Source organism: Pseudomonas sp. GW821-FHT01A09 (assembly GCF_058986725.1).
The window spans coordinates 1-11,870 of sequence record NZ_JBYSWB010000057.1 but is presented as its reverse complement, the minus strand read 5'-3'; the positions used below and the strand labels follow the sequence as shown (position 1 = coordinate 11,870).

Below are 11,870 nucleotides of genomic sequence, written 5' to 3'. Positions count from 1 at the left end.
CCCCCCCCCCCCCCCCCCCCCCCCCCCCCCCCCCCCCCCCCCCCCCCCCCCCCCCCCCCCCCCCCCCCCCCCCTCGCCACAGAGTAAGCATTGCATCGCCGACTGCAACGATCCCCTTTACCCCATCCGCAGCACCGTCTCGATCGGCTCGCCATTCTTCATCCGCTCCACTAATGCAGGCTCCGCTGCGTCGCTGGCCAGGGCGATGTCGATCACGGCTTCAAGCGCTTCGGTCGAGGTGATCAGCAAGCCGTTGTCGTCGCCCAGGACCCAATCACCGGATTTGACCGTCACTCCCCCGCATTGGATTGCGACGTTCTGGGCGCTGGCAGGATCCTTGCGCAGTTTGGTGGTCAGCAGGCTCGTGCCGCGTGCGAAGATCGGCAGCCCCGCTTCGCGCAGCTCGACGATATCGGTCACCACGCCGTCGACGACAATGGCGCGAGCGCCTTTCGCCGTCGCCGCGCAGGACGTCACCGTACCGACGCAGGCGTGCTGGTGATCGCCCTGCATCTCGATCACCAGCACCTCGCCCGGCTGCAAACTGACCAAGGCGTGATTCACCGCAAAGGCGTCCGCATTCACCACCCGCAACGTTCGAGCGCGACCCACCACCTTGACCCCGGCAAGCTGCGAGCGCACCTCATGAGCGACAAAGCCTTCCTCCAGAAAATGCCCCAGCGTCGCAAAGCTCACCCGCTGCAGTTTCGCTTCCAGTTCAATGCTCATGCTTGCCCTCCAGGATGATCGATCAATTCGGCCACGCAGTCGATCTCCAGGCTCACGCCCCACAGCGACACGCAGACGGTGGTGCGCGCTGGCGGCGCATGGCCGAGCACTTCGCTGTAGACGCGGTTGAACGGCTCCAGCTGCGCCGGATCGGTGAGATAGCCGTTGACCTTGATCACGTGGTCGAAGTCCGAGCCGGCGGCGATCAGGATGGCTTCCAGGTTGCGCAGTGTCTGACGTACTTGTTCCTCGAAGTGCTCGGGTTGCGAATCCAGGCTTGCGCTGGCGGGTATCTGCCCGGCGGTGAACACCAGGTGGCCGCTGATCACGGCTTGCGAGTAGGGTCCGACCGGGCCGACGGTGCCGGGGGCTGCGGTAATGCGTTTCATCTCATACCTCGTGAATGCAGGGCCGGCTGCGACGCCGCAGCCGGGAACAGAGCGCTCAGGCCGGCTTGGCGCCGGTACTGGTCAGGTCGCGTTTGAAGGTCTCGGTCAGCAGCAACAGAGCGATCAGCGACAGCAGGGCGGAGCCGATCATGTACCAGGCCACCGAAGAGCCCTTGCCGGTCCAGTTCAGCAGCGCAGTGGTCACCATGGGGGTGGCGGCGCTGCCGAGCAGGCCGGAGAGCATGTAGGCCACCGACAATCCGGAGTAGCGCACCCGGGTGCCGAACAGCTCGGCGAGGAAGGTCGCGATCGGGCCGTAGTTGGCGGCAAAAGCCGTCATCAGCAGCATGTAGCCGAGGAACACCAGGGGCAGCTCGCGAGTGTCCATCAGCCAGAACATCGGGAAGGCCACCAGCGCTTCGGCGATGATGCCGCCGATGATCACCGGCTTGCGGCCCCAGCGATCGGACAGCGCGCCGAAGGCCGGCAGCAGGAAGACGCACAGCGCGCAGGAGGCCAGCACCACGCTGAGCATCACCGGCCGGGTGAAGCCCAGCGTTTGCGTGCCATAGGTCAGACCGAAGGCAACGATGATGTTGAACGACGAACCGGTCGACATGGTGGCGATACCGCCCAGCAGCACCTGCTTCCAGTACTTGCGGCAGATCTCGGCCAACGGCACCTTGACCTGTTGTTCGGTCTTTTGCGCTTGATTGAAAGCCGGGGTTTCGCTGATGTTCAGGCGGATGTACAAGCCCACGGCGATCAGCAACACGCTGCCGAGAAAGGGAATGCGCCAGCCCCAGGCCAGCAGGTCCTCGGGCGACAGCGAAGTGGCGATCGCCAGGAAGGCCAGGTTGGCGATCATGGTGCCGGCGGGCACCCCGATCTGCACCCACGAGCCATACAGCCCGCGCTTGTTGGCCGGCGCATGCTCGACCGCCATCAACACCGCGCCGCCCCATTCGCCGCCCAGTGCCAGGCCCTGGATGATGCGCAAGGTCAGCAGCAGGATCGGCGCCCACACGCCGATGGCGGCGTAGTCCGGCAGCAGGCCGATGGCGAAGGTCGCCGCGCCCATCACCAGCAGCGAGATCAACAGCATCGACTTGCGCCCGAGTTTGTCACCGAAGTGGCCGAACAAGGCCGCGCCGACGATCCGCGCGCCATAGGCCGAGGCAAAGGTGCCGAACGCCAACAGGGTGCCCACCAGCGCATCGAAGGCCGGAAAGAAGATCTTGTTGAACACCAGGGCCGAGGCCGTGGCGAAGACGAACAGGTCGTACCATTCGACGGTGGTGCCGATGACGCTGGCGACCGCGACTCTCTTCATGTTGACCGGGGCTTGCTGGGTCAGCAGCTGATCGGGGATGTGCGCAGAACTGTTCATGCCTTATGTCTCCAAAATGAGCCGATGCTCAACGGATGGTGTTTTTTGATTGGCAGTTAGCGAGTCATGCGGCGCCCGCGTCCGGGCGCTGGTCTGTTATCGGTCAGGGCCTCTATGGGCCCTTGATCGGCGGTCGGCGGTCAGCGTTGCAGCCGCTCGGTCACGGCGGTGAGCAGCACGTCGCAGCCTTTGCGCGCGTCCTCGGGGAAAATCGCCTCGGCTTCGTTATGGCTCAGGCCGCCTACGCAGGGGATGAACACCATGGTGGTGGGGCAGTGCCGGGCCAGGATAATGGCGTCGTGGCCGGCGCCGCTGACGATGTCCTGGTGCGGATAATCCAGCGCCTCGACGGCGCGGCGTACGGCGTCGACGCACTCAGCGTCGAACGGCGTGGCCGGGCTCAGCCAGTGACGCTCGATGCTCAGGGTCAGGCCGCGGGTATCGGCGACTCGCTGGAAGCGCTCCTGTACCTGCTGCTCCATGATCGCGATCTGCGCGTCCTGGTGGTGACGCAGGTCCACGGTGAAGCTGACGTTGCCGGCGATGGTATTGCGTGACGACTTGGCGATTGCGAGCTGGCCGATGGTCACCAGGCCCTTGGGGCTGAAATCCACCGCCAGGGCTTCGAGCTGCGCGGCCATCTCGGCAACGCCGAACAAGGCGTCCTTGCGCAATGCCATGGGCGTGGTGCCGGCGTGGGCGCTCTGGCCCTGCACCTGCACATCGAGCCAGCAGATCGCCTGGCCACCGGTGACCACGCCCACGGGCAGGCCGTTGTCTTCGAGGATCGGGCCTTGTTCGATATGGGCTTCGAAATACGCATCGAAGGGCCGCTGAAACGGCAAGTCACCGGCGTGGCCGATCTCCCGCAGCGCATCGCGCACGCTGATGCCGGCGCTGTCGCGGGCGCTCAGGGCGGTTTCCACTGGCAGGCTGGCGGTGAACACCGCAGAGCCGAACATGGCCGGGGTGAAGCGCGCGCCTTCTTCGTTGGTCCACACCGCGATTTCGATCGGCCGCTTGTTGCGCAGGCCGTGATCCTTGAGGCTGCGCACCACTTCCAGGCCGCAGAGCACGCCGTAGATCCCGTCGAAACGCCCGCCCTTGGGCTGGGTGTCGAGGTGGCTGCCCATCACCACCGGCGGCAAATCGTCGTCCAGCCCCGGCAAGCGTGCGAACAGGTTGCCGATGGCGTCGAAGGCGATGCTCATGCCTGCCTCGGTGCACCAGGCGATGAACAGCTCGCGGCCGAGTTTGTCCTCCTGGGACAGGGCCAGTCGGCAGTTGCCGCCTTTATCGGTGGCGCCGAGCCTGGCCATGTCCATCAGGCTGTTCCAGAGCCGATCACCGTTGCATTTCAATACGTTCATGGGGTTTCTCCTGCCGATGCTTCAGTAACCCAATGACGGGTCGACCAGGTTGTTCAAGGCTTCGCCGCCCAGCAGGCGACGGGTGTTTTCCGCGACCTGGCGCACGATGCAGGCGTGGGACGCGGCCGAAGCCATGTGCGGGGTGATCACCACACCGGGCATCTGCCAGAGCGGGTGGTCGGCGGCCAAGGGTTCGTGCTCGAACACGTCCAGCACCGCGCCACGCAACTGACCGCTGGCGAGTGCCTGCTGCAGATCGTCGATGACCAGATGAGGCCCGCGTCCGCCGTTGACGATGGCGGCGCCGGGGGCGAGCTTGTTGAAGGTGCCAAGGTCGAGAATGCCGCGCGTGGCATCCGTCAGCGGCAGCAGATTGACCAGCAGGTCGAGCCCGTCGAGAAACCCGTCGAACTGCGCGTCACCGTGATGACAGGCGACAGCCTCCAGTTGGCGCTCGCTGCGCGCCCAACCGCGCACGTCATAACCGGCACCGGCGAGGTCCGCGGCAATGGCTGCGCCCAGCGAACCGAGGCCCATGACCCCGACCTTGAACTGACCCGCCGCGCGCTGCGGATGACGCTGCCACTGGCTATGCCGCTGCTGGGCAATGACGCGGTCGAAGTCACGGTGATAGTGCAACACCGCCCAGCGCACGTACTCGGTCATGCCGCGCCGGTGATCGGGATCGACCACCCGGCAGATAGGCATGGCGGCGCCGCTGCCGTCGGTACGCAAGTGGTCGACGCCCGCCGCGATCGAGTGCACCAGGCGCAGCTTGGGCAGGCGCCCGAGGCTGCCCGCAGGCGGATGCCAGCAGGCCGCCGCGACCGCGTCATGGGCGGCTGGGTCATCCGCGAGCACCGCGCGCAGATGGGGCGCATGGGTAGCGAAGGCGGCCTGCAATTGTTGTAGCAGGCGTGCATCGTTGCTGAGCAGCACGACGGTGGTCATGAGCAGTAGGACTCGCGTTGGTCTTCGATCAGGCTCAGGGTGGCGAGCCAGCTGAGGTGGGTGATTTCATCGGCTTCGTCGCGGCCGAACTGCGCGGCGGTCAGGCGGCAGACTTCCTCGCTGGGATAGACCAGCTTGCTGTTGCCGGCCAGGGCCTGGATCTGCGCCTGACAGGCACGCTCGAGAAAGTGGATCTCCTGAAAGGCATGGCCGACGCTGATACCGGCGGCGAGCAGACCGTGGTTGCGCAGGATCATCGCCTTGTGCGGGCCGAGGTCGGCCACCAGGCGCTCGCGCTCGGCCAGCGACAGGGCGATGCCTTCATAGGTGTGATACGCCAGGTTGCCGTAGTAGCGCAGCGCGTGCTGGCTGATCGGCAACAAGCCTTGCTCCTGGGCGGCGACGGCCATGCCGGCGGCGGTGTGGGTATGAATCACGCAGGCCAGGTCCGGGCGCGCCATGTGGATGGCCGAATGGATCACGAAGCCTGCGGCATTGACGCGGCTGGTGGCCGGGTCGCCGTTGACCACATTGCCGTGCTGGTCGATGCGCACCAGATCGCTGGCTTTCATGCGCTCGAAGATCACCCCGTAACGGTTGATCAGAAAGTGGTGCTCGGGGCCGGGAATACGCAGGGTGATATGGGTATCGATCAGGTCGGTCATGCGAAAGTGCGCGACCAGCCGGTACAGCGCGGCCAGCTCGCAGCGCGCTTGCCACTCTATGGGGTCGAAGGTGTCGGGCTTGTTCATTAGGGCTCCTTGTCAGATCGCAGGCTGTGCCAGGGCGATGTGGTCGCCACGCAGGCGCGCCAGACCGCACACGCCGAACAGCGACACGGCGGACAGCAGGGTGAAGAACAGTGCCAGTGGCAACCACTGGCCGGCAAAATGGGAGGCGAGCAGGGTGCCGATGATCGGCGTGGTGCCGCCGGCGATGGCGCAGATCAACTGGTACGCCAGGGAGATGCCGCTGTAGCGCAGGTGGGTGGGGAAAGCCTGAGCCATGTAGCCGGCGATCACCGCGTACAGGCCGGACAGCGTAACCACGGCCATGGCGATGCCGAGGGTCATCAGCAGCAGATTCTGGGTGCCCACCAGCATGAACATCGGGTACGGCATGGCCATCGACAGCAGCGCGGCGAGCATCAGGAAGCGCCCTTCACCCATGCGCTCGGCCAGCAGCGCGCTCAGCGGTTGCGAGATGAACTGCAAGAGGGTCACCACGAACAGGCAATCAAGGATGGTTGCCCGCGAGATGCCCTGGTACTGGGTCACGTAGGTGATCATGAAGGTATTGGTGAAGAAGAACCCTGCCGAGCCGATGGTCACCGCGCAGGCGGCGAACAGAATCTGCCGCCAGCAGTTGCGGATCACCTCCGCGACCGGGTATCTGGCCGTGGCGCCACTGGTGGCGACTTGTTTGAATTCCGGAGACTCGTCGACCCCGAAGCGAATCACCAGGCCGATCAGCATCAGCACGCCGCTGGCCAGAAACGGCAAGCGCCAGCCCCAATCGGCGAATTGCGCCGGCTCCAGCGAGGTCACCAGGCGAAAGGCGATCAGCGCCAGCAGCAGGCCGGCCGGGCTGCCCAATTGTGCGAACGAAGCGTAGAACGTCTTGCGCCTGGCCGGTGCGTGCTCGCTGGCCATCAACACCGCGCCGCCCCATTCACCGCCCACCGAAATGCCCTGGACGATACGCAGCGCCACCAGGCCTATAGGCGCCCAGATGCCGGCCGTGGCATAGCTGGGCAACAGGCCGATGCCAGTGGTCGCCAGGCCCATCAGCACGATAGTGAGCAGCAGCATCTTCTTGCGCCCGAGCCGATCGCCCAGATGACCGAACACCATCCCTGCCAGCGGCCGCGCGATAAAGCCCACTGCAAAGGTGCCAAACGCCGCCAGGGTGTTCAGCGCCGGGTCGCCGCTGGGGAAGAACACCTGACCGAGGATCAGCGCCGCGGCCGTGGCATAGATATAGAAATCATAGAATTCGATGGTGGTGCCGACGAAGGCTGCAGCAGCCGCGCGACGGGGCTGGGTCGATGAAGTGTGCATGCAGGGCCCTTTGATTTTTTGTGTTCTGGCAGGGTGTCGAGGCGGATCACGTCGCGCTCTGTGGCGCTTGCAAGCTTTATCCCTTAACCTGAATGTTTAATCAATTTGCTAATACTTAATCTAACTATTAGCCACATTACTGATGGTGAGCGATGAGCGATCAGGACGTTGAATCGGGTCTCAAGAACTGGCAGAGCCGGCGCTTCTTGAGCGATCGCCTGGATTGGAATCTGCTGCGTGCGTTTCTGGTCATCGGCCAGGAGAAAAGCATCAGCCGGGCGGCGGCAAGGCTGTTCCTGACCCAGTCGGCGGTAAGCCAGTCCTTGAAACGCCTGGAGGAGCAACTGGAGTGCAAGCTGATTCTGCGCCGTGGGCCGCGCTTCGATGTCTCGCCCGCAGGGGAGGAGGTGCTGCGCATCGCCGAGGAGATCTACGGCAATGTCGCGCGCTTGTCGGCGACGCTCAAGAACCCCGAGGATGACGTGGTCGGCAAGGTGCGCATCCTCACCATCAGCCGGGTGCAGTCGGCGTTGTACGATGATTTTCTGGTGCAGTTTCATCGCGACCATCCACGGGTGGAACTGGAGGTGGAGGTGATGCGCAGCTCCGACATCCTCAGCGCCCTGAGCCAGCGCACCGCCACCGTCGGGTTGGGGCTGTGCCGGTTCCCGCAGGCCAAGCTGGAGCGTCGGCGGCTGTTGCATCAGCGTTATGCGTTCTTCTGCGGCAAGCGCCATCGGCTGTTCGGTCAGCGCAAGTTGCCGCTCGAGGCGCTGCAGAGCGAGAACTTCGTCAGCTTCACCAGTGACCAGGTGGGCGGCAATCTGTCGCCGCTGACCATGTTTCGCGATCAGCAGGGCTTTACCGGCAAGATCGTTGCGTCGTCCTCGAGCTTCGAGGAGATCCGTCGGCTGATCATCGCCGGGTATGGCGTGGGCTGCCTGCCCGAGCACCTGGTGGACATCGATCTGCACAACGGGCTGATCTGGCGCTTGCCGCCAGCAGAAGGGGTGGTGGATGTGGACGTGTTTTTGATGTGGAACCGCGAGCAGCGCATGAGCCGAGCGGAAACGGTGTTTCTGGAGGCGTTCACACAAGTGATCGAAGGCTCACAGACCGATTGCGCCTGATACCCCACTCCTGTAGCGAGGGGGCTTGCCCCCGATAGGCCTGACCTGCCATTCGCAGGGTGTCAGTAACGACCTATCGGGGGCAAGCCCCCTCGCTACAGGGTTGTAGATACATCAAGCGTCCGCCATGCACCGCACCACGCCATCGATGAATACCGTTTCAGCCCGCGTCCGGCGCTGGTCGCGGTTCCATAGCAGATGAATGTCGACATCGGCCACGCCCTCATAGGGCGGCACCTGCCACAGCAACCCCTGGCGCAGGTCCTCGGCCACCACATGCTCCGGCAGGCAGCCCAAGCCCATCCCGGCGATGATCAGCCGACGGATCTCCTCCAGGCTCGGTGAAGACGCCACGATCCGCCCACTGAACCCCTGCTGATCACGGAAAATCGTCAGCGGCGACAACATCCCGCCAATCTGGTCGCTGGTAAAGCTCACGAAATTCTCCGCCTGCAGCTTCTCTAGCGTCAGCCCGCTTTGGCCGAACAGCGGATGATGCTGCCCACAATAAAACCCGTAGCGCTGACGCTGAAACAGCTGCTGCTCGAGCCGCGGCTGCGGGCGCCGATTGAGGCTGATGCCCAGACTCGCCGTCTTCTCCAGCAGCGCGCTGACGATATCCGAGCTGCGCATCACGTCGATCTCGAAATCCACCCGCGGATGCTGACGATGAAAGCTCGCCAGGAAGTTATCGAACCGCGCATTGACGATGCGGCTGATCATCAGGATTCGCACCTTGCCCACCACATCGTCCCCCGGTTGCTCCAGGGTGTGGCTCATCTGCGAGACCTGGCCGTACATCTCGCCCGCCATGGCAAAGATCTTGTGTCCGGCCTCGGTCAGGTCGAAACGCGGCCCCCGGCGCGCAATCAGCTGATAACCCAATTGCTCCTCGAGGCGCTTCAGTGCCTGGCTCACCGCCGGCTGGGTCAGATGCAGGCGCGCCGCCGCGCGGCTGATGCTCAGCTCCTGGCCGATGACGCGGAAGGTGCGCAGCAGGTTCCAGTCCAGGCGATCGTTGAGCAGGGGCAACTCGCGGTGGGTGTCTTCCATCGATAATGTCCGATCATAATTCAGATTTATAATATGCATAATAAATAGAACATTGACTAATCATAGCCCCCAGCCAAAAAATCATCCCTGCCAGGCGCCATCAGAGCGCCGGTGCTGTTCGCTTTTCTCCTGCCAAAACAACAAACACCCAGGGAGCATCAATTCCATGAACCGTCCTGCTCAGTCGCAGCCACGCAGAGCTGCGGCCGCCGCATTCATCGGCACCATGATCGAGTGGTACGACTTTTACATCTACGCCACGGCCGCAGCTCTTGTATTCGGCCAACTGTTCTTCCCCTCCACCGATGCCCTGTTCAGCACCATGGCCGCCTTCGGCACCTTCGCCGTGGGCTTTTTCGCGCGGCCCTTGGGCGGCATCATCTTCGGTCACGTGGGCGATCGCATCGGCCGCAAAAAGTCGCTGATCATCACCTTGTTGATGATGGGCGTAGTCACCGTGTGCATCGGCCTGCTGCCCAGCTACGCGCAGATTGGCGTGGCCGCGCCGGTGCTGTTGATCCTCCTGCGGGTGGTGCAAGGCATCGCCGTAGGCGGCGAGTGGGGCGGCGCGGTGCTGATGGCCGGCGAACACGCGCCCAAAGGCCGGCGCAATTTCTTCGCCTCCTTCGCGCAACTGGGTAGCCCGGCCGGCCTGATCCTCTCGCTGCTGGCGTTCAGCGCCATTACCCGTCTGCCAGAGGCCGACCTGATGAGCTGGGGCTGGCGCCTGCCATTCCTCGCCAGCTCGTTGCTGCTGATCGTCGGCCTGGTGATTCGCCTTGGGGTCAATGAGTCACCGGAATTCCTCGACGACAAAGCCAAGGCCGAACACGCCCGCAGCGTGGTCGGCCACACCGAACAGGCCCCCGTGATCGAAGTGCTGAAAAGCGCCTGGCGCCCGCTGCTGCTGTGCATCGGTGCCAACACCCTGGGCATCGCCGGCGTGTACTTCACCAACACCTTCATGATCGCCTACACAACCCAGCAACTGACGCTGCCACGCTCGCTGATTCTGGAATGCCTGTTCGTGGTTTCGATCATTCAGTTCTGCATTCAGCCAGCGGCCGCCTGGATCGCCGAGAAAATCGGCGCCACGCGGTTTCTGGCGGTGATGGCGACGTTGGCCATGGCCTCGCCGTACCCGATGTTCGTGCTGGTCAGCAGCGGCCAGCCGAGCAAGATCATTGTCGGCATCGCCTTGGCGGTGGTGTGTATGGCGTCGTTCTACGCAGTGATCGCCGGCTTCGTCAGCGGCATGTTCCCGACGCGCGTGCGCTACACCGCCATCTCCCTGGCGTACCAGGTGTGCGGCGCGGTGGCGGGTGGCTTGACGCCGCTGATCGGCACCTGGCTCGCCCATGCCTACCCCGGGCAGTGGTGGCCGATGGCGGTGTTCTACAGCCTGATCGCCGGAACTTCGCTGGTGTGTGTATTGGCGCTGGCGCGTCGGCATGCGCTGGCTCACAACGTTGAATTGGCCGGTGCCCACTGATTCTTTGAGGAAAATCACATGCGTAGCTTCTTTCATCCCGAGCAACTGCTTCACCATCCACGCAGCTACTACTCCCGTGGGCAGATGCGCACGCCGCAGGAAGTCCCCGAGCGGGCGTTGAATCTGGTCAAGGCCGCCGAATCCTTGGGGTTTGCTGTCGAGCAACCGGCTGATTTTGGTCTGCAACCCTTGTTGGCCGTGCATAGCGCGGCCTACTTGAGCTTCCTGGAAGAAGCCCACCAGCGCTGGAAAGAGGTCCCCGAAGACTGGGGCGATGAAGTCATGTCGAACATCTTCGTGCGTGAGCCCAACGCGCTGCGCGGCATTCTTGCCCAGGCCGGGCGGTATCTGGCTGACGGCAGCTGCCCGGTGGGTGAGCACACCTGGCGCGCGGCCTATTGGTCGGCGCAATGTGCAGTGGCGGCGGCGCAGGCGGTGATTGACGGCGAGCCGGCGGCCTATGCGCTGTGCCGGCCGCCGGGGCACCATGCCCGGGCCGAGGCGGCAGGCGGGTTTTGCTACGTGAACGGGGCGGCAGTGGCGGCGCAGGCGTTGCGGGCGCGGTACGGCAAAGTTGCGGTACTGGACAGCGATATGCATCACGGGCAGGGAATTCAGGAGATTTTCTATGACCGGGATGATGTGTTGTATGTGTCGATTCATGGCGATCCGACCAACTTCTATCCAGGTGTGGCGGGGTTCGAGGAGGAGCGGGGGAGTGGGATTGGCGAAGGCTTCAATGTGAATTTGCCGATGCCCCATGGTTCTTCTGAAGCGGTGTTCATGGACAAGCTGGAGCAGGCGCTTGAGGCGGTTCGCGCGTTCGGCGCTGAAGTGCTGGTGTTGTCGTTGGGCTTTGATATTTACGAGTTGGATCCGCAGAGCAAGGTGGCGGTGACGACCGAAGGGTTTGCGCGGTTGGGCGAGCGGGTACGGAGTTTGGGGCTGCGGTGCGTAATCGTTCAGGAAGGTGGATATCACCTGGAGTCCCTGGAAGATAATGCGCGGGCGTTTTTCGTTGGCTCGCAAGCTTGGCATTTAGGGGGTTAACGTTTTGGTAGTTGTTTCGGCGGCGAGATCCATTGCGCAGTAGGCCTGTCAGCGCTGTTCCTGTCAGCCCCGTCGGGTGAGGATGATCTTGATCTGGTGGCGGCGGTGCGGGGGGTATTTTGCGACAGCGGGTTTGGCGTGGGTACTCCGGAGGGGGGGGGTGAGATTGGGGTGTGGCACTGCTTGCGCTCCAGCCTGGGCGGCGCCCCACATTGGCCCCTCGCTGACGCTCGGGGTACCCGCGTTCCGGCTTCTG

Annotated in this window: 11 protein-coding genes; 3 read left to right on the top strand and 8 right to left on the bottom strand. The window is 64.0% G+C overall.

All coding sequences use genetic code 11. The features are described from left to right. Window positions 1–117: 117 nt before the first annotated feature. The 7 genes from AC3WJP_RS28835 to AC3WJP_RS28805 all read right to left on the bottom strand — a co-directional run bounded on the left by AC3WJP_RS28835 (window position 118) and on the right by AC3WJP_RS28805 (window position 6,889). Complete coding sequence (locus AC3WJP_RS28835) at window positions 118–729, bottom strand: RraA family protein (protein WP_493724542.1); 612 nt, start codon at window positions 727–729, stop codon at window positions 118–120. After that, window positions 726–1,118: a RidA family protein gene (locus AC3WJP_RS28830; protein ID WP_493724541.1), complete on the bottom strand. Its 393-nt coding sequence runs from the start codon at window positions 1,116–1,118 to the stop codon at window positions 726–728. The genes AC3WJP_RS28835 and AC3WJP_RS28830 overlap by 4 nt, the downstream gene beginning before the upstream one ends. A 55-nt stretch (window positions 1,119–1,173) precedes the next feature. Beyond that, on the bottom strand, window positions 1,174–2,508 hold the full coding sequence (locus AC3WJP_RS28825; protein WP_493724540.1) for an MFS transporter: 1,335 nt from the start codon (window positions 2,506–2,508) through the stop codon (window positions 1,174–1,176). A gap of 140 nt (window positions 2,509–2,648) precedes the next feature. Further along, window positions 2,649–3,878 (bottom strand): Zn-dependent hydrolase, encoded by a 1,230-nt coding sequence (locus AC3WJP_RS28820; RefSeq protein WP_493724539.1) that lies wholly within the window; start codon window positions 3,876–3,878, stop codon window positions 2,649–2,651. A 21-nt stretch (window positions 3,879–3,899) separates the two neighbouring features. Then, window positions 3,900–4,829: a 2-hydroxyacid dehydrogenase gene (locus tag AC3WJP_RS28815; protein WP_493724538.1), complete on the bottom strand. Its 930-nt coding sequence runs from the start codon at window positions 4,827–4,829 to the stop codon at window positions 3,900–3,902. Further along, window positions 4,826–5,581, bottom strand: coding sequence for a class II aldolase/adducin family protein (locus AC3WJP_RS28810; protein WP_493724537.1), 756 nt, complete (start codon window positions 5,579–5,581; stop codon window positions 4,826–4,828). The genes AC3WJP_RS28815 and AC3WJP_RS28810 overlap by 4 nt, the downstream gene beginning before the upstream one ends. 12 nt (window positions 5,582–5,593) lie before the next feature. Next, a complete protein-coding gene (locus AC3WJP_RS28805; RefSeq protein WP_493724536.1) occupies window positions 5,594–6,889 on the bottom strand; it encodes an MFS transporter in 1,296 nt (431 codons plus the stop codon). A gap of 152 nt (window positions 6,890–7,041) precedes the next feature. Between AC3WJP_RS28805 and AC3WJP_RS28800 the strand changes: the two genes are divergently transcribed. After that, entirely contained in the window at window positions 7,042–8,019 is a 978-nt protein-coding gene (locus AC3WJP_RS28800) for a LysR family transcriptional regulator (RefSeq protein ID WP_493724535.1), read from the top strand. Window positions 8,020–8,133: 114 nt separating this feature from the next. Here AC3WJP_RS28800 and AC3WJP_RS28795 read toward each other — a convergent pair whose 3' ends face one another. Next, complete coding sequence (locus AC3WJP_RS28795) at window positions 8,134–9,072, bottom strand: LysR family transcriptional regulator (protein WP_493724534.1); 939 nt, start codon at window positions 9,070–9,072, stop codon at window positions 8,134–8,136. 166 nt (window positions 9,073–9,238) lie between these two features. On the opposite strand from AC3WJP_RS28795, the gene AC3WJP_RS28790 reads away from it, so the two are divergent. Next, window positions 9,239–10,564, top strand: a complete 1,326-nt coding sequence (locus tag AC3WJP_RS28790) for an MFS transporter (protein ID WP_493724533.1) — start codon at window positions 9,239–9,241, stop codon at window positions 10,562–10,564. Window positions 10,565–10,582: 18 nt separating this feature from the next. Further along, entirely contained in the window at window positions 10,583–11,614 is a 1,032-nt protein-coding gene (locus AC3WJP_RS28785) for a histone deacetylase family protein (protein WP_493724532.1), read from the top strand. The last annotated feature ends 256 nt before the right edge of the window (window positions 11,615–11,870 follow it).